Raw genomic sequence first — 18,582 nt, forward strand, 5'->3', positions numbered from 1 at the left:
TTGATCCTGATTCAATCCATCACAGCTAATACAGCTTTCGGCAATAACTTATCTTTAAACCAAACAATTCTCGCAGGGACATCATTTAATTTTACTCCCGCCTTTTCTAAATTAAGTCGCTCAGAAATTGCCAAAATCAAATCGTCACGTCCAGCCCGCCGCACCTGAGAAAACTTCTTTTGTAAATATTCTGGTCGCCAATAACCGACAATTTCTAATAAGAAGGTGCGTCCATCAGGATGCACCAAGCGGAAATCAGGAATCATCACACTACCGGGGATTGGAATCAAATCAACTTCTCGTTCTAACGCCCAGCCACTTTTCAAGGTATCCCACTTATCAGCAAAGGATGCTTCTAGCATACTATCGTAGGGCTTCCCTGGTGGATAATGGGATACCAAACCACATTCGGAATTGAGAGTGAAACGTCCAGTTTTCCAAGTATTTGTATAAGCGTCCCGGCTTTGGAGAATAGAAGAAAGACTCCATTTAGTAACGTGAAGTAAAGCAGGAATAAGTTTTGCGATCGCTAACCCATAACGCGTACTAGAATTAAACAAACTCGTCGGACCATCAATAGTAATTGTAAACCCGTGGTCAGCATCACCCTCAATATAAGCCATCAATTGAAACAACTTCAGATAGCGAAATAACAGCTTATATTCTCCCGGAACATTTCGGTGAGCATTTAATACCAGTTGGCTGGCCTTATAAAACACACCCTGCACCTGAGATAAGTTATATCGATTTAACAAATCTGGTGCTATTGGTGCATCAAAAACAGTCAAAATCTTATTTTCAGATAAATCAGCATATAGTCCATTACGAACCTGTTCTGATAAAACTTCCCGTTCAAGTTCTTGAGTTAAATCATCAGCAACTTTATTCAGAGTAATTTGTGTTGATTCTCGACTAGAAACAGACTTTGCAGCTAACGAAAACACCCGTTCTCTTAACATCTGTGGTTCCAAAGGACTAACCACCTCAAAAGTGCAAAAACTGCTTTTAAGAATATAAGCTAATCCCCGCTTCACCCGATAATCTGTAGAATCGCCTTCAAAATCAGTCAGTTGTCGCTCAAGCACACCTTGAGTCTTCCCCACTGCTGATTGAAAATAATTAATTAACTCAATCGCCAACTCCGAAGTTTTCTGATCAATCTTCAGTCTCTTCGGAATGATCTCCTCCCCGTTTTGGCGATGCATCAGTAAATCTGTCGGTAACATCTGAATTTTGGATTTTAGATACTTCGACTTCGCTCAGTACAAGTTTTGAACTTCCAGTTGAATAATTAATTTCTAACTGTTCCGCAGCCTTCAAACTCCTTTCCTTCCCACTCCCATACACAACCTGTAACTTCCCTTTCTTCTCCTCTTCCTCTCTGCGTCCTCCGCGCCCCTGCGGTTCGTTATTCCTCTCCCCTCTCCGCCGCGCCGAAGTCCCCTCCTCACTCGTATCCTCCGCCACCACCTCATATAAAATCGCCTGCTTATTCTCAATATTTCCCTTCCGTAAAATCCTCCCCAATCGTTGAGTATACTCCCTAGCCGAACCCGTTCCCGATAAAATGATCGCCACAGAAGCCGCAGGCACATCAACACCTTCATTCAACACATGAGAAGCAACCAAAGTATTAAATTTACCCTCTCGAAACTTTGTTAATATCTCATGCCGTTCCTTCACAGGAGTTTGATGAGTAATTGCCGGAATTAGTAACTCTTGAGAAATGCGGTAAACCGTCGCATTATCAGCAGTAAAAATCAAAATTCGTGCCGGATAATGTTCTGCCAATAAATTAACTAGAATTCGTAACTTCCCATCAGTACCCAAAGCGATATCTTTCGCTTCCCGGTGCGCTAACATAGCCCTACGTCCAAATTGCGATCGCGCACTCATTTGGACGAACATTTGCCAACCTTGAAGACTCCCCAAAGAAATCTTAGATTGCTTTAAAAAGTCATTGCGGGTTTGAATTAGTTGATTGTATCTTTCCCGCTCAAGTTGCGATAACTTTACCTTAATTTGAATAATTTCATGCTCTGCTAACGCCTTCCCCGCCAAATCTTCAGCGCGTTTGCGATATACTTCTTGGCCAATGAGAATATTTAAGTCAGCGTGTTTACCATCGGTACGTTCTGGTGTCGCAGAGAGTCCCAGGCGATAAGGTGCGATCGCATATTCCGCAATCACCCGATTAAAATCTGTCGGTAAATGATGACATTCATCAAAAACAATCAACGCATATTGATTCCCCAACGTCTCGGCGTGAATTGCTGCACTATCATAAGTTGCAACTAAAATTGCCGTTCTATCCCGCGAACCACCTCCCAGCAATCCCACTTCAGCATCGGGGAAAGCTGCTACTAGGTGTGCATACCACTGATGCATCAAATCTAAAGTTGGTACGACAATTAGCGTCGTGCGTGGCGTTGACTGCATCGCCATTTGTGCCAAATAAGTCTTTCCTGCCGCCGTAGGAAGCACAACTACCCCTAGTCTACCCGCCAGTTTCCAAGCCGCTAGCGCCTCAGTTTGGTGAGAATAGGGTTCCATTTCCAGACTGGGAACCAAATCTATAGGATAAAATTGCTTCGCCTCATCGATAAAATAGACATCTTCCGCTTGTAATGCTTCCACTAGCGATCGGTATCTAATTGCGGGAATGCGGAATTTTTCAACTCGATCATCCCACGTCGCATAGTCCATCCAACCTTTGCCGCGTGGTGGTGGATGCAAAATTAATGTGCCACGATCAAAATTTAATGTAGGGGTACGAGCCATGAGTATTGGGCATTGGGCATTGGGCATTGGGCATTAGGCATTGGGCATTAGGCATTGGGCATTGGTAATTATTTCCATTCGCTATGCCCTATGCGCGATGCCCCATTCCCTAGTCCATTAATTACTAATAACGCAAAAAGTGCATGATTCATCCAAATAACTCCGACAAAACCCAACTAGATGCGCTGATTAGTCAGGGAATGTCCCATGGCAAACCGATAATAACCTTGACGAATCGTACAAAGAGCAGCGACAGAGCTAGTAGAATGGAATCACATGGTATAGCAGGTAGTATCCAGGTTTGTGAAACAACTTATCAGCTTTTAAAGGATAAATACTTATTGGAGAAACGAGGTTTAATTAAGGTTAAAGGTAAAGGTGAAATGATGACTTATATACTAAAAGAAATCAATTTAAAAGCTTAATAAATCTCTACTATTTGATAGAGACTCAAAAATCAAATATCTATAATTAGAGCGACGATTATCAGCTATTGAACCTTTGCTATAACTAAGTTTTACTACTTTAGATAGATTCGTAGCAATTAACTGCTTAAAGGTGTATTTTTCCGCTCATAATAGGGGTTAAGCGATGTCTACGATGGTCGATGAGCTTGCCGTTGGCGTAGCCTCTCGTAGAGAAGTGCGGGCTACGCCGGAGCATTATCTAGCTGATTTTGGGAGTAATCCTTTAGCTAGCTGCATAAAAGGAGAAGCCACATTGAAAGGAATACGTTCCCTGCTAGCGCCTTATACTGTGGGACTATTGGCTGTTGGTAGCCTATTGCTACAGCCACTATTGGAACCAACTATTTTTGTACTGTTTTTTGCCGCCGTGGCGGTTATTTCCTGGTATGGTGGCATGGGAGCAGGGTTGCTAGCTATTGCTTTGTCTACTTTAGCTATCAGCTACTTTTTTTTAGAGCCTGTGTTTTCGCTCTTGGTTGCGAGTCTAGACAACATATTGCGGTTAGGTTTATTTGTGCTGGTGACAACACTTATTAGCTTGCTAAATTCCGAGTTACGCACTGCCAAACAATATCTTCAGGTAAGCGAAGCAAGGTTTAGAAAGTTGGTAGATTCCAATATGATTGGGGTAATTGTAACCAAAATGGACGGAGCGATCGCAGAAGCTAATGATGCTTTTTTAGGAATGGTAGGTTATTCGCAAGAAGATTTGCTAGCAGGGCGAGTTAGATGGCGTGAGATCATCCCACCAGAATATATTGAAGCTAACAACAGCGCGATACCTTCTCTACGAGACGCTGCGCGTAGCTTGCTTCCACGTTCGCGCAGCGTCCCGCAGGGAAGTGGTACGGTGAACTTTCCTGCGGAACGCTGCGCGAACGCTAACGCACAACTCACAACCAAAGGTGTGTCTCAGCCCTTTGAGAAAGAATATATCCGTAAAGATGACAGCCGGGTTCCCATCCTGTTAAGTTCTGCTTTGTTAGAAAATAATCCAGATAATATTATTAGTTTTGTAGTTGATTTAAGCAAACGCAAACAATTAGAGCTTGCCCTTTGCAAAAGTGAAGAACGCTACCGCGCTTTTTTAGAGCAGAGTTCAGAAGCTATTTGGTGCATCGAACTGGAAGTACCAATTTCGCCAGATTGTCCAGAGGATGAACAAATTCAACATTTTTATGAATATGTTTACTTAGCGGAATGCAACAATGTGATGGCGCAGATGTATGGCTTTTCTTCGGCAGAAGAAATCATCAGCGCCAGACTAGGAGACTTTCTGGTTTCCTCCGATCCAGATAATATTGCATACCTGCGTAGTTTTATCCGTTCTAACTACCGACTAATCGATGCAGAGTCCCATGAAATAGATAAGCAAGGTAATTCTAAATATTTTTTGAATAATCTAGTGGGAATTGTCGAAAATGGGCTTTTAGTAAGAGCGTGGGGAACTCAACGCGACATTACAGAACGCAAGCAAGCAGAGCAAGAGCGCGAACAAGCAGCACGCGCTGATGCCGAAACTGCAAACCGCATCAAAGATGAGTTTCTCGCCACACTCTCCCACGAACTCCGCACACCCCTAAACGCCATAATGGGCTGGACGCAGCTACTTAGGAGTCGCAAGTTGAATGAGACTACTACTGTCCGCGCACTAGAGACAATTGAGCGTAACAGCAAATCCCTAACTCAACTGATCGAAGATATCCTAGATGTCTCGCGGATTATTAGAGGCACACTCCATCTAAATATTCATCAGGTAAAACTTGTACCACTTGTAGAGGCAGCAATCGATACTGTGCGCCCAGCAGCCCAGGCCAAAGAGATTAGCATCAAGTGTCAATTTAACCCGGAAGTCGGGGTAATTATTGGTGATGCCAAGCGTTTGCAACAGGTTGTGTGGAATTTGCTCTCCAACGCCGTCAAGTTTACACCCAAGGGGGGAAGAGTCGATGTGCAATTGCAGCGCATTGAATCCCATGTGCAAATTCGGGTTAGCGATACCGGAGCGGGAATTGCTGCCGAATTCCTCTCCCATGTATTTGAACGCTTTTGTCAAGCCGACAGTTCCAGCACGCGATCGCACGGTGGATTAGGATTAGGGTTAGCGATCGTCCGCCACTTGGTAGAATTACACGGTGGTACAGTCTCTGCCGAAAGTCCAGGAATTGGACAGGGGGCGACATTCATTGTGAATCTGCCAATGAAAGCCATTTATCTAGAGGCTAATACAGCAGAGCAGCTTTCATCTGTCGTAGATGTCCAAGAGACTAACAATTACCTACCGAAGCTAGATGGCTTGCGGGTGCTGATTGTCGATGATGAGGCAGAGGCGCGTCATTTCCTGACGACGATTTTGAGAGAGTATGGCACCCAAGTTATAGCAGCTGCATCTGCTTGTGAAGCACTGCTTGCCCTGCAACAATTTCACCCCCATGTACTGGTAAGCGACATTAGTATGCCCCAAGAAGACGGCTACACACTAATTCGGAAAGTGAGGGCGCTGCCAACAGAGCAAGGAGGACGGATTCCAGCAGTGGCGCTGACAGCCTATGCTAGGGCAGAAGATCGCACGCAAGCCTTGTTGGCAGGTTTTCAACTCCACGTCCCCAAGCCAGTTAATCCGGGTGAGTTAGCGGCTGTAATTGCCAACCTTACCGGACGTACTTGATGGTGCATTGGGCATTGGGGGTAAGGGAGTGGAGTTTTTGTGCTTGTTCACGAGTATCAAAGACTCATTAATGGAGTTCAAAGCCTCATTAATGAAGTTCCGAGCTTCATTCACGGAGTTCAAAGCCTCGTTAACGGAGTTCTGAGCTTCATTCACGGAGTTCAAAGCCTTGTTAACGGAGCTCTGAGCTTCATTCACGGAGTTCAAAGCCTCGTTAACGGAGTTCTGAGCTTCATTCACGGAGTTCAAAGCCTCATTAACGAAGTTCCGAGCTTCATTCACGGAGTTCAAAGCCTCATTAATGAAGTTTTCCGGCTTTGATTAATCATTATTTTGATGGGAAATACAACCTCTAAGGGGCAATTCATGAATTGCCCCTTAGAGGATGTTTTAAAAGTCGTGATTGATGTATCAAATATTTTTACCCCACCCTAACCCTCCCCTTATAAAGGGGAGGGAACTTGATTTTCTTGTTTCCCCCCTTTATAAGGGGGGTAAAAAATCACACCGTATAACTTTTCAAACACCCTCTAATATCATGTCCGGGTAATTAGTTATGATTCCCATAGTCATTGCACCCCAAAGAGCCAAAGCTACGTTTTGTCTCCCCTCCCCGCTCTTCGAGAGGGGGCTATGATGTGCCTTAGACCTGAGAGAACGGATGCGCCATGCCGTCCCGCGTGCAGCCCGATCAGTCGAGCGAGGAGGGGGCTATGATGTGTCTTTAGACCTGAGAGAGAGTGTCAACTCCTCTTAATACGGCCACTTCCAGTCACGAATTTCCGGCATATCGTCGCCGTACTTATCAATGTAGTGTTTGTGTTCAATTAGCTTATCTTGCAACTGCTGCTTGACATAAGCTGCCTTATATCCTAGTTTGGGCACGCGGTCAATTACATCAATTACCAAATGGAAGCGATCAAGATCGTTGAGAACAACCATATCAAAGGGGGTGGTGGTGGTTCCCTCTTCCTTGTAGCCACGCACATGCAAGTTATCGTGATTAGTCTGACGGTAGGTTAGGCGATGAATCAGCCAGGGGTAGCCATGAAAGGCAAAGAGAATGGGTTTGTCTGTGGTGAAAATCGTGTCAAAATCTTTTTCGCTCAAACCGTGGGGATGTTCGCTTTTTGGCTGTAGTGTCATTAAATCGACAACGTTCACTACCCGCACCTTTAACTCAGGAAAGTGCTGGCGCAGGATGTCTACAGCAGCTAAGGTTTCTAAGGTGGGAATATCCCCAGCGCAAGCCATTACTATATCTGGTTCGCTGCTTTGGTCGTTGCTTGCCCATTCCCAAATACCGATGCCTTTGGTGCAGTGCTTAATTGCAGCATCCATGTTGAGATATTGCAATGCTGGTTGCTTTCCGGCAATGATCACATTGACATAGTTGCGGCTTCTCAAGCAATGGTCTGTTACTGATAGCAGAGTGTTGGCATCGGGGGGCAAATAAACGCGGACGATATCTGCTTTCTTATTGATTACATGGTCGATAAAACCGGGGTCTTGGTGCGAAAAGCCGTTATTGTCTTGTCGCCAAACGTGGGAGGAAAGTAGGTAATTGAGGGAAGCAATCGGTCTACGCCAGGGAATATCTAAGGTAGTTTTCAACCATTTGGCGTGTTGGTTGAACATTGAGTCAATGATGTGGATGAATGCCTCGTAACAAGTAAACAACCCGTGACGCCCTGTGAGGAGATAGCCTTCTAACCATCCTTGGCAACAATGTTCGCTGAGAATTTCCATCACCCGACCGTTGGGGGAAAGGTGGTCATCTTCAGGGTAAATCTCGGCTACCCAAGTTCTATCTGTGACTTCCAACACGGCGTCCAAACGATTTGATGCCAATTCGTCGGGGGCAAATATGCGGAAGTTGCTACTTTCTTGGTTAACTTGCATAACATCGCGCAAGAATTTGCCGGTAACTTTGGTAGCTTCTGCGATCGCCTTTCCTGGTTGGGAGACATTTACCGCATACTGTTTAAAGTCGGGCATATTCAGGTCACAGAGCATAATACCGCCGTTGGCGTGGGGATTGTCACCCATGCGTCGATGACCTTTGGGAGCCAGTTCTGCTAGTTCGGGAATCAGCTTACCGTTGCTGTCGAAGAGTTCTTCTGGTTTGTAACTCTTCATCCAATCTTCTAGGATTTTTAGGTGTTCTGGCTGTTGGGCTATGTTGCTTAAGGGAACCTGATGCGATCGCCAAAAATCTTCGGTTTTTTTGCCATCGACTTCTTTGGGGCCTGTCCAACCTTTGGGGGTTCTCATGACAATCATCGGCCACTGGGGGCGTTCGGTGAAACCATGTACACGGGCTTCTCTTTGGATGCTTTGAATTTCGGCGATCGCTATATCTAGAGTCGCCGCCATCTGCTGGTGGACATCTGCGGGATCGTCACCTTCGACAAAGTATGGCTTGTAGCCGTAGCCCACAAATAAGCTTTCTAATTCCTCATGGCTGATCCGTGCCAGTACTGTTGGATTGGCAATTTTATACCCATTCAGATGCAGGATCGGCAGTACTGCACCATCACGCACGGGGTTAAGAAACTTGTTGGAATGCCAACTAGCTGCTAAAGCACCTGTTTCAGCTTCGCCATCACCGACAACAGCAGCAACGATCAAGTCAGGGTTATCAAAGGCAGCACCGTAAGCGTGGACTAGGGCGTAACCAAGTTCCCCGCCTTCGTGGATCGAACCAGGAGTTTCCGGTGCAACGTGGCTAGGAATACCACCGGGGAAAGAGAACTGTTTGAAGAGTTTCTGGATTCCCTCAACATCCTGGGAGATGTTGTGATAATACTGGCTGTAAGTGCCTTCTAGGTAGGTATTGGCTACCAGTCCGGGGCCTCCATGACCAGGCCCGGCAATATAGATTGTGTTTAGGTCATATTTTTTGATTACCCGATTCAGGTGAACATAGATAAAGTTCAGCCCTGGTGTAGTTCCCCAGTGCCCCAATAGCCTGGGTTTGACGTGTTCCAGCTTTAGCGGTTCTTTTAGTAGCGGATTGTCGAGTAGATAGATTTGCCCAACCGAAAGATAATTAGCTGCACGCCAGTAGGCGTTTATCTTACGTAATTCTTCGTCTGTTAAAGGCTTTGTTTGTGGAATCGTTGCTAATGTCATTATCGACACTCCATTCCAAAAAGATTTTGACGGGTTCATCAGTCTGTAATTTTACTGATTTTTCAGACGATGGCCATCTACCCATGAGAAGTTTTTCTAGCCTAAAAGTAGATGTTATCAAAGTTTATTTTCAATCAATAGTTCCATTTCAAAATATGAAGTATTTTCTTTTACCCATGCTTCGATAACTTCACCAGCTAATTGTGAAGATTCATCTGAAAGTTCGCACGTAATAACTAACTCTTCAATAAAATTTTCATCATCATCAATAGATCCAAATTTATCCATCCATGCAACAATAGACATTGTTGTTTTACTCGGTTCATCTTGATAAATACAAATACCTTTTCTTTTATCTGGCGATATTAAACTATAAATTGGGCTGCCATCTAAAAACGGGGTTCCATCAATAAAATGAATGTTCAACCAAACTTCCCATCCATGTTCCTGTCCTTGATTTTTTATAAGAATACTCTCACACAAGTTCCGCCAAAAATTTTCAGAAGCTTTGTACTCATGAATATTTGATAAAAAGGTTTTAAATAGATGTTTTACCATTTTTTTATTCAACTAGACTCATACCAATTCTCTATGATGTTAAAGCCAAATAAACATCTCCTCGCATTAAACTGTGTCCTCTTGCTGAAGCTGGGAGAGATAATCAGTTAAAACGGATTCTGCAAAACCTAATTCTTCATCAGCAAACTCAGTTTTTAATGCCGCAGCTTCTGCATCATAAATAGCATCCCAATGCTGAGTTAGTTTTTTTTCTGGAGAGAGATAGCAAAATCTAATACTTCTTTTTGAGAAGACAAGGGCAATCGGGACAATATTTCTAGCGGTTGCCTGTGAATAGTTGCTGTTATTTTTTCTGGCATTGCCACATTTCCTAAATTAATAGATAGCGTGTGTATTTTAATTTTCTCATGCCTCAAGCTTTGCTTCATGTTGAAGTATCCAGTACAGCGAAACTAGCTAGAGGCAGATAAAGGAATGACCTAATTATTAATTTCCAACAACCCAGGCGGTGGTGTAATTTCAATGCGACCAGATTTCAAGTCTACTACTGGTGCGATCGCTAGCACAAATGGAATCAAAACAGTCTTTTGCTTTTTGTCAGTAGCAAATGATTCATGCAACTTCACTTCTAACAAATCATTCCCAGCAGAGATGATATCTACCACCGTCCCCACGAGTTCGCCAGATGCTTGCATAAAGACTTCCAAGCCAATTAAATCGAGGACATGATATTCATCTTCGCCTAATTGGGGGCGATCGCTTGCTGGCACCATTAACTTACAACCGCGCAACGCCTCCGCCTGATCGCAATTTTCCACACCAGCTAATTTGATCACATACAAGTTTTTATTACTGATATAACGTCCTGCCAATAATTGGATTGGTTGTGGTTCTGTTTCACCTGAACGCAACAACCAACGTTTTCCCGGCACCTGAAATCTTTCAGGGAAGTCTGATACAGGATAAACCCGTAATTCCCCAGACAATCCTTGAGGGGCAACAATCTTACCAATTTCTAGCCAATTATCTGATTTGTCATTACTCATTAGTCATTGGGCATGGGGCATGGGGCATTGGGCATGGGGCATTGTGGAAAGAATTTTTATAACTCCTAACTCTTGTACAGACGCGATTAATCGCGTCTCTCAAGCACTCACAACTGCACGCTGATAAGCTTCTTCAGCCACTTTTGCTAAACGTTGCATAGCAGTGGTAATCTCTTCATCGCTGCCGGTGAGGCTGATGCGGAAACATTCGTGCTTGTGCGCCCACTCTTCCTCTAAACCGGGGAAGAAGCTACTTCCGGGGACAATAATCACACCTACTTGCTTGAGTCGTTGGTAAAATTCCCAATCACTGATGGGTAAATCCTCTAACCACAACCAAGCAAAAATTGCTCCTTCACCACGATGGAGAAACCAAGGTAAATTCTTGGGCATCGCTTGTTCTAAACTGGTTTCTAAAACGGTAAACTTATTTTGGTAAAAGGGACGGATGACAGTGTGAGAAATTTCCACTAAAGCACCAGAATTGATTGCAAAAGCTGCGATCGCTTGGCCGTAACGTGAAGAATGGAGACTCATATTTGCCTGAAAACACTCCAGCACTTCAATCCACTTTTCATCTCCAATGGCAATACCAATCCTTTCTCCTGGTAATCCCGCTTTCGATAAACTCATGCAGTGTAAGATATTATCACCAAACACTGGTGTCATTTCGGTGAAATTCAATGCTGGGAAGGGAGGCGCATAAGCCGAGTCAATTAACACGGGCAGATTGTAAGGTGCAGCCAGTGCAGCAATCTTTTTCACCTCATCATCAGTGAGGACATTACCAGTAGGATTACAGGGGCGAGAAAAGAGTACGCAACCAGTCTTTTCTGTAATCGACAGTTGGCTGAAGTCGGGGCGATATTTAAATCGGTGAGCAGCTGCATCAATATCAAGAGTCGGTTTGTAGGCGATTAGGGCTTTTGGAACTAAGCTGATACCGCCGTAACCTGTGTAGTCAGGACTCAGGGGCAAAACAATTTGTTTTAACTCGCCGCTAGGGGTGTAGCCACCGAAGCTATTAACAGCGTAGAAGTAGAGGGTTTGACTACCGGGGGTGATCAAGATATTGCGTTCGCTTAAGTTTAACCCGTAGCGTTTGTTAAAATCATTAGCGATCGCTTCAACAAATGGTGCATAGCCCTGACTTGAGCCGTAGCGACAAACTACCTCACCATATTCTGGACTAGCTAAAAGCTGTGCAGTACAATCCCGCCATAATTGCTCTACCTCTGGCAAAATCAACGGATTCCCAGCACTCAAATTAATAAACTGCTGCCCTGCACCCGCTCGTAATGTCTCGATAATATCCTTCATGATTGCTCTGACGCCAGTCAGGTTAGACATTTGAGCGCCAATTTGAGTTAGGGCAGGGTTCATAAGCTGTGACAAAATATATGAATTAAGGGGTGGACAAATTATTTGAGGGTTGCTGCTGAGATCAAGTTTACATCGTTGCCAAAACAGCTGTTACCGCCTTTAACCAATCTAGCTAGAGAATCATATTTTAACAAAGTAATATTTATCGTTATCGCGGCGATCGCGCTGAATAAATACGATGAAGTGATACAAAAGTCTATCATGCGCTCGATATGTTTAACTAAAATAATCCCCTGCTTCAGCATTGGAGAGAACGTCAAAAAACTATATAAGAGGGCTGACATTGCAAGTTAAAGCAGCAGTAGCTTACAGCGCAGGTAAGCTGTTGACGATTGAAACCGTTCAACTATCGGGACCACAAGCAGGTGAAGTGTTAGTTGAAATTAAAGCCAGTGGGGTTTGTCATACCGATGCCTTTACCTTATCTGGTGACGATCCCGAAGGTTTGTTTCCGGCAATTTTGGGACATGAAGGCGCTGGTGTGGTGGTAGAGGTAGGCGCTGGTGTCACTAGCCTCAAACCAGGGGATCATGTAATTCCCCTGTACACTCCTGAATGTCGTCAGTGCGAATATTGTCTGAGCTTCAAAACTAATCTCTGTCAAGCCATTCGCCTAACTCAAGCACGCGGTGTCATGCCCGATGGCACCAGTCGCTTTAGTCTCAATGGGCAGATGATTCATCATTACATGGGTACATCCACTTTTGCCAACTATACAGTACTGCCGGAAATCGCCCTGGCAAAAATTCGGGAAGATGCCCCATTTGATAAGGTTTGTTACATCGGCTGTGGTGTGACTACTGGTGTTGGTGCAGTCATCAATACTGCCAAGGTGGAACCGGGGGCAAATGTCGTAGTTTTCGGTTTGGGTGGTATTGGCTTAAATGTCATCCAGGCGGCGCGGATGGTAGGGGCAAATATGATTGTCGGGGTGGATATTAATCCCAGCAAACGCGCTTTGGCAGAAAAGTTTGGCATGACACACTTTGTTAATCCCCAGGAAGTAGAGGGTGATTTAGTTCCCTATCTGGTTGATTTAACCAAAGGCGGTGCTGATTACAGTTTTGAATGTATTGGTAATGTCAAACTTATGCGTCAAGCATTAGAATGCTGCCACAAAGGTTGGGGCGTAAGTGTGGTTATTGGTGTTGCTGGTGCTGGACAGGAAATCAGTACTCGTCCTTTTCAACTAGTAACTGGGCGCGTTTGGAAAGGTTCGGCATTCGGTGGCGCTAGAGGACGTACAGATGTGCCGAAAATTGTTGATTGGTATATGCAAGGTAAGATAAACATTGATGATTTGATTACCCATGTCATGCCAATTGAGCAAATTAATCATGCTTTTGAATTGATGCGTAAAGGTGAATCAATTCGCAGTGTGGTGACTTTCTAATTCGTAATTCGTAATGACGCTCTCTGCGAGAGGCTACGCCAACGCGGACTCGCTACCGCTACGCTAACGTAATTCGTAATTAAAAAGGCTTTGTACCTGATGCTTATGTAGACAGTCCTGTTTCAAATAAGGTTTAAATCTCTATTTGAAACATAATTATGAATTAAGTAAGTGGGTGAAATTAAATATAAAACCTCAGCCTGCCTCCGGCTTCCCTCTCCGTGAGTTCGGAGAGGGATTGAGGGTGAGGTTTGATCTTATATTTAATTACGCCTACCTACTTATAAATTTTTAAATTATGTAGACACTACAAACCTAAAAAACCTGATGCAAAACTTCTATGAAGCAGACTTCTACAGTTGGACTCAACAACAGGCTAACCTTCTGCGTCATCACCAATGGAACCAGCTTGATCTACCCAATTTAATTGAGGAAATCGAATCTTTGGGAAGAAAGGAACGCCAAGAATTGAGAAATCGTCTTAGTATATTAATTGGACATTTGCTCAAATGGCAATATCAACCAAAACAACGGAGTCGTAGCTGGTGAGCCAGCGCGTTGCGGGGGTTCCCCCCGTTGTAGCGACTGGCGAACCCGAAGGGTTAGCAACAATTAGAGTACAACGACGGGAAATTCTCAAGTTGTTGAGCGAGAATCCTTGTCTGAAACCTTACCTTGAAGAAGCACTCGATGAATCCTATCAAAACAGTAGGGATTTAGCATCAGGAGAAACAAATCTGCCACTCTCAACTTTTCCCCAGCAATGTTTATATCCTTTTGAGGAAATTCTGAGCGATCGCTTCTATCCCGGTCAGCCTCCCACAGATGATTTAATGGAATAAAAGCGATAAAGCAGACAAATTATTTAGAAATCGACAGATAATACTCAAATCGCTCTCGGAGTTGTTCAACTGTCAAATTTTGAGTCCAGTACTCCACTAGGGCGTGACCAAATGCCCAGGCGTTGCGATCGGGTGAAGCGGAGTTTTCCAGCAGTAGCGGCCAAAGGGATAGCAATTCAAAGTTGAGCGGGTTAAGATTGCCTGTATTCAAGAGCGAGAAAAGCTCATATCCCATTTGGAGTTTACCAATCACAATCGGCAACTGTTCCACGGGAATTTGTTCTGCTAGCATATATGCTAGGGCTGGAGATCCGGTTGAGAGCGTAGCAACAAACTGGAGGACAGGACTTTTAAGCAATGCCGTTAGTCCCTGTGTTGTCGTCATCTGGAAAGTATAGTGGTCGATGATTTTGGCGGCGGCGATGGTACGGGCTTCTAGGTTACGCAAAAAGCGGGCGAGACGCAGTTGTTTGGTAGGCGCGATCGCATCCACTAATCCCAACGATAGCGCCTCCACTCCCCAAGCAACTCTACTTGTTTTGCTGTCACCTGTAACCACTGGTAGAACTAGATTACAGAAGTTTCCCAGCAGTTGGGCGCGATACTGAGTGGCTTCTCGAATCGCAATTTCTTTGGCGCGATCGCCCCATTCCCAATCATAAGGTGGTTGCCATTCGCGGATCGGACGCAGACGATCTACCTGGGTGACGATCGCGATCGCCGGTAAATCTGCAACTTCTGCTTTCATGTCTTGCAAAAAGTCCACATCCATTTGCAAGGCAGGATCGAGAGCAGGGGTAGCTAACAGCAGCAAATCAGCGTTGATGGCATAATCAAGCACTACATTTCGGAGATCGCCACGGTTGACTTGTTCATAACCAGGTGTATCCAAAAGCGTCAGGGTTTCCCCACTTTGACTCTGCCATTGGTAATTCTGAATGCGATCGGTACTGGGCAAAACATCAACGGCTGCGAGATCCGTCTGAAATAGCGTGTTAATCAGGCTACTTTTTCCCGATCCCGTGCGCCCCACCAGCAGAATATTCACGGGTTTTTGTTCAACCACGTCGGCTGGTTGAGCTTGAGTCAAGATTTCTCGAAGTGTTTGGGTTTTTGCCTTGGGTAGAGTTGGTGTACGTAAGGATGCTGAAACTGGTAATGTACTACGTCCGTAAAGTGCGATCGCCTGCCGACATAAGTTTCTCAGGGCAGCTTCCCGGAATAACTGACTCAAATTCCCCAACAATTGCTGAGTTGCTTGGTTACTGTAACCTTGGCTAGCTTGTTTTGCCACCGCCGCCACCGGATTTAAAACCCACTGTGCCCAGCTCCAAACACGCCAGAATTTCCGAGCCGATGGTTCTAACTTCCGGTAGACTTCATATCCTTGGTATGCTTGTCCAACCGTTACCTGATTAAGGACTGGAGATAACTTTTGCATCCACTGATCCATATCATCCACCGTTCCGCGAATCAGCCCGTAAGCTTGGGGGACGTAAATATTCAGCAGGGGATATTGAATTTGAGGATTGTAGATATGAGCGATCGCTACCACCAAATCTTGGCATCGCGTCCAAAAAGTTTGCCAGTCTTCCCAAATCGGGCGATCGCTTTGTGCAGCTTGCAGAATATCTTGGAGTGCTGCTTCTGCAAGCTTTGTAACATCACTTCCCACTGGAAGCCCTACTGTATCCTCTACTGTCGATTCCAATTCTTCGCGGACTTGGGCTAATACAGCTTCCACTTGGTTAACAGCAGGTTGAGTCCATTTAACTAATAGCCAACGCCAACCCACGAATATAACGGTGAACACGCCCCAAATCCAACTAATGCCCCAGGCATGAATTTGCGAACCGGCGGATACCAGTAAGAAAATGATGATAAACGCGATCGGGATTGCTAAGACAAACCATTGCCACAGTTTTAATCGCACCATTGCCCCATACCTGCCTTGGTTAGACTTCTTATATTTCTATTGTCGATCTAATTATCTTGTGGTGAGTTCTGGATTACTACGTGTATTAAAGTGTAATAATAGCTCACACTCGCTGCTAGTTCATGTGATGTGTTGTGGTAAGAGTGGAGATTTGCTTACCTTTAAGATAAGATTTACGTGAATAAATCACAAAAAACTGCCTTGTGCGCGTTGAATTATGCTTGTAGATTTTACAGTCGAAAACTACCGCTCAATTAAAGAACCTGTAACCCTAAGTGCGGTTGCTCAAAAACAAAGCGATCGTCAGACAAGCCAAAGTAGCAAACGCAAACGGGTAAAGTCAGATCATGAAATTGCACCTGGATATCATGTTGAAGGGTGGGACATTGAGCTTTTACCTGTTCTGGCAATTTTTGGAGCTAACGCATCAGGCAAGAGTAATGTTATCCAAGCTCTCGATTATTTATTGCTTATTATGGTTTATGGTACTCAGGAATCAGTGACATTGCAGAAATTATTTAAATATGCAAAACTAGACCCTTTTAAATTAGATAGTATCTCTATTTACAACCCTACAAAATTTGAGTTAAGAACTATATTTAATAATGCTATTTATACTTATTCTCTAGAACTTAATCAGAATCATGTACTCTTAGAAAAATTGGACTATGCTTTAAATACAACTAAGCGATCACGTCGTTTATTTCATCGTCAATGGAATGATACGGACAAAAAAATTATATGGAAAACTGGTGATGATTTTGCTGGAGCGCATAATCAACTTCAGGATAATATTAGAGAAAATGAGTTATTTATTAGTACATTAGTAAAATTAAAAGTAGATATAATTGAGTCTTTTTTAGATTGGTTAAGAACTCGTTGGCTTGGAATTAATTTGGGAAGCGAGGATTTATATCTAGCTGCAATTACGGATATTCAAAATACTTCGGCATTCAAGAAATTACTTAAAGAAACATTAAATATTGTACAAAAATTCGATACGGGACTGTCCAGAATAGAATTTCAAAAAAAATCTGATGAACGTATTGGCTACAACATATATGCTGTACATAAGACTCATGACGGTAACGAAATAAGGTGGCTTTTCCATGAAGAGTCTCTTGGTACTCAGCGTTTATTTTACTTGGCATTCCGCATAGTAGCATCTCTGAACATAGGCAGATTGATAATTGTTGATGAATTAGGCACAAATATTCATCCAAATATTGTAAGAAGTATTATCAGAATATTTCAAAATCCTAAAACTAATCCCAAAAATGCTCAACTGATTTTAACTAGTCACGATAACACGTTACAAAGAAATAACTTATTACGCCGCGATCAAATTTGGTTTACACAAAAGCGCTCTGATCAAAGCACTGAGTTGTATCCTTTGACTGATTTCCATGTGCGAAATGATTTGGCCATTGACAAAGCTTATTTAGATGGTCGTTTTGGAGCTGTTCCGTTTCTCCCATCTGAAGAGGAAATGATTTTACAGGGTGATGAGCAGTGCCAAGAAAGTTAAATCGTCGTCCACCTAGTAGAAATATTGCTCAGAAAATACTAATTGCTTGTGAAGGAAGTAAAACAGAACCAATTTATTTTAATAGTATCCGCAATGAATTACGTTCATCAACTTTAGATATTATTGTATTGCCTCATCAAAACAAAACTGATCCAGGTAGCATTATTGAAAAACTCATCGAAGAACGACAGCAGAGAAAAGATAACCAGCAGTGGAGTAAAGAAGATAAGGCTTGGGCTGTTTTTGACGGAGATGAGCATATTGAAAAAAGTCTGGCAAATTGGCAAAGTGCAATAAATCGAGCTACAAGCCAAAAAATTAATCTGGCAATTACAAATCCTTGTTTTGAACTTTGGTATTTAATTCACTTTCAAGACCATTTTGCAGAAATCACTCGTGATAGGTTAGTTAATTTACTCGAAAAGCATATACACGGCTACGATAAATCAATGTGCTTGTATCCAAAACCATTGAAATCGTTAACTGAACAAGCGATTAAACGTGCTGAAAAGATTGCAAAGCAGATAGAACGTAATGAATTATATGAGCATTCAAATCCCTGCTGTAGTGGCTTGGCTAAACTGATTAGTAGTTTATTAACTTTAGAGAATAGTTAGAGAAACTTACTTTTTGTAGCCCAATACTCCTCCACAGGTAAAATCGATAGGGAAATTCAGTTAAAAATGAATAATTAAAAGAGGCTTGTGATAAATCTTGTTTAGAGGATGTTTTAAAAGTCATGATTGATGTATCAAATATTTTTTACCCCACCCTAACCCTCCCCTTATAAAGGGGAGGGAACCAAATTTTTCTTGTTTCCCCCCTTTACAAGGGGGGATTAAGGGGGGTAACAATTCGATTAAAATCACAACATATCACTTTTC

General features: G+C 43.4%; 12 protein-coding genes and 1 pseudogene. 6 read left to right on the forward strand and 7 right to left on the reverse strand.

The window, feature by feature from the left end; translation table 11 throughout:
- Positions 1-11: 11 nt before the first annotated feature.
- Both V7K15_RS00780 and V7K15_RS00785 read right to left on the reverse strand, forming a co-directional pair.
- A complete protein-coding gene (locus tag V7K15_RS00780) occupies positions 12-1,226 on the reverse strand; it encodes a DUF790 family protein (protein WP_334902125.1) in 1,215 nt (404 codons plus the stop codon).
- A complete protein-coding gene (locus tag V7K15_RS00785; RefSeq protein ID WP_334902153.1) occupies positions 1,156-2,781 on the reverse strand; it encodes a DEAD/DEAH box helicase family protein in 1,626 nt (541 codons plus the stop codon). The genes V7K15_RS00780 and V7K15_RS00785 overlap by 71 nt, the downstream gene beginning before the upstream one ends.
- A gap of 143 nt (positions 2,782-2,924) precedes the next feature.
- On the opposite strand from V7K15_RS00785, the gene V7K15_RS00790 reads away from it, so the two are divergent.
- Positions 2,925-3,206: an adenylate/guanylate cyclase domain-containing protein gene (locus V7K15_RS00790; RefSeq protein WP_334902127.1), complete on the forward strand. Its 282-nt coding sequence runs from the start codon at positions 2,925-2,927 to the stop codon at positions 3,204-3,206.
- 166 nt (positions 3,207-3,372) lie between these two features.
- Positions 3,373-5,916 (forward strand): hybrid sensor histidine kinase/response regulator, encoded by a 2,544-nt coding sequence (locus V7K15_RS00795; protein WP_334902128.1) that lies wholly within the window; start codon positions 3,373-3,375, stop codon positions 5,914-5,916.
- Between the two features lie 753 nt (positions 5,917-6,669).
- Here the strand turns inward: V7K15_RS00795 and V7K15_RS00800 are convergent.
- From V7K15_RS00800 to V7K15_RS00815, 4 genes are all read right to left on the reverse strand, one after another.
- Entirely contained in the window at positions 6,670-9,051 is a 2,382-nt protein-coding gene (locus V7K15_RS00800; RefSeq protein ID WP_334902130.1) for a phosphoketolase family protein, read from the reverse strand.
- A gap of 117 nt (positions 9,052-9,168) precedes the next feature.
- Positions 9,169-9,609: a hypothetical protein gene (locus tag V7K15_RS00805; protein WP_334902131.1), complete on the reverse strand. Its 441-nt coding sequence runs from the start codon at positions 9,607-9,609 to the stop codon at positions 9,169-9,171.
- Between the two features lie 440 nt (positions 9,610-10,049).
- The gene (gene rimM / locus V7K15_RS00810) at positions 10,050-10,616 is read right to left on the reverse strand and encodes a ribosome maturation factor RimM (RefSeq protein ID WP_334902133.1); all 567 of its coding nucleotides are present in this window, start codon (positions 10,614-10,616) and stop codon (positions 10,050-10,052) included.
- A gap of 99 nt (positions 10,617-10,715) precedes the next feature.
- A complete protein-coding gene (locus V7K15_RS00815) occupies positions 10,716-11,999 on the reverse strand; it encodes a valine--pyruvate transaminase (RefSeq protein WP_334902134.1) in 1,284 nt (427 codons plus the stop codon).
- Between the two features lie 283 nt (positions 12,000-12,282).
- On the opposite strand from V7K15_RS00815, the gene V7K15_RS00820 reads away from it, so the two are divergent.
- A complete protein-coding gene (locus tag V7K15_RS00820; protein ID WP_334902135.1) occupies positions 12,283-13,392 on the forward strand; it encodes an S-(hydroxymethyl)glutathione dehydrogenase/class III alcohol dehydrogenase in 1,110 nt (369 codons plus the stop codon).
- A 327-nt stretch (positions 13,393-13,719) separates the two neighbouring features.
- Positions 13,720-14,234 (forward strand): annotated as a pseudogene (locus V7K15_RS00825) (DUF29 domain-containing protein).
- 19 nt (positions 14,235-14,253) lie between these two features.
- On the opposite strand, the gene V7K15_RS00830 reads toward V7K15_RS00825, so the two are convergent.
- Positions 14,254-16,170: a GTPase family protein gene (locus tag V7K15_RS00830; protein WP_334902137.1), complete on the reverse strand. Its 1,917-nt coding sequence runs from the start codon at positions 16,168-16,170 to the stop codon at positions 14,254-14,256.
- A gap of 217 nt (positions 16,171-16,387) precedes the next feature.
- Between V7K15_RS00830 and V7K15_RS00835 the strand changes: the two genes are divergently transcribed.
- Together V7K15_RS00835 and V7K15_RS00840 are read left to right on the forward strand one after the other, a co-directional pair.
- Positions 16,388-17,698, forward strand: a complete 1,311-nt coding sequence (locus V7K15_RS00835) for an AAA family ATPase (protein ID WP_334902139.1) — start codon at positions 16,388-16,390, stop codon at positions 17,696-17,698.
- The gene (locus V7K15_RS00840) at positions 17,683-18,315 is read left to right on the forward strand and encodes an RloB family protein (protein WP_334902141.1); all 633 of its coding nucleotides are present in this window, start codon (positions 17,683-17,685) and stop codon (positions 18,313-18,315) included. The genes V7K15_RS00835 and V7K15_RS00840 overlap by 16 nt, the downstream gene beginning before the upstream one ends.
- Positions 18,316-18,582: the final 267 nt, after the last annotated feature.

This window comes from Nostoc sp., assembly GCF_036919815.1.
Taxonomy (GTDB): domain Bacteria; phylum Cyanobacteriota; class Cyanobacteriia; order Cyanobacteriales; family Nostocaceae; genus Nostoc.

What these genes read in the sequence shown, in the direction of transcription:
- V7K15_RS00780 (WP_334902125.1), bottom strand. Translation starts at nt 1,226, where the DNA reads ATGTTACCGACAGATTTACTGATGCATCGCCAAAACGGGGAGGAGATC.
- V7K15_RS00785 (WP_334902153.1), bottom strand. Translation starts at nt 2,781, where the DNA reads ATGGCTCGTACCCCTACATTAAATTTTGATCGTGGCACATTAATTTTG.
- V7K15_RS00790 (WP_334902127.1), top strand. Translation starts at nt 2,925, where the DNA reads ATGATTCATCCAAATAACTCCGACAAAACCCAACTAGATGCGCTGATT.
- V7K15_RS00795 (WP_334902128.1), top strand. Translation starts at nt 3,373, where the DNA reads ATGTCTACGATGGTCGATGAGCTTGCCGTTGGCGTAGCCTCTCGTAGA.
- V7K15_RS00800 (WP_334902130.1), bottom strand. Translation starts at nt 9,051, where the DNA reads ATGACATTAGCAACGATTCCACAAACAAAGCCTTTAACAGACGAAGAA.
- V7K15_RS00805 (WP_334902131.1), bottom strand. Translation starts at nt 9,609, where the DNA reads ATGGTAAAACATCTATTTAAAACCTTTTTATCAAATATTCATGAGTAC.
- rimM (WP_334902133.1), bottom strand. Translation starts at nt 10,616, where the DNA reads ATGAGTAATGACAAATCAGATAATTGGCTAGAAATTGGTAAGATTGTT.
- V7K15_RS00815 (WP_334902134.1), bottom strand. Translation starts at nt 11,999, where the DNA reads ATGAACCCTGCCCTAACTCAAATTGGCGCTCAAATGTCTAACCTGACT.
- V7K15_RS00830 (WP_334902137.1), bottom strand. Translation starts at nt 16,170, where the DNA reads ATGGTGCGATTAAAACTGTGGCAATGGTTTGTCTTAGCAATCCCGATC.
- V7K15_RS00835 (WP_334902139.1), top strand. Translation starts at nt 16,388, where the DNA reads ATGCTTGTAGATTTTACAGTCGAAAACTACCGCTCAATTAAAGAACCT.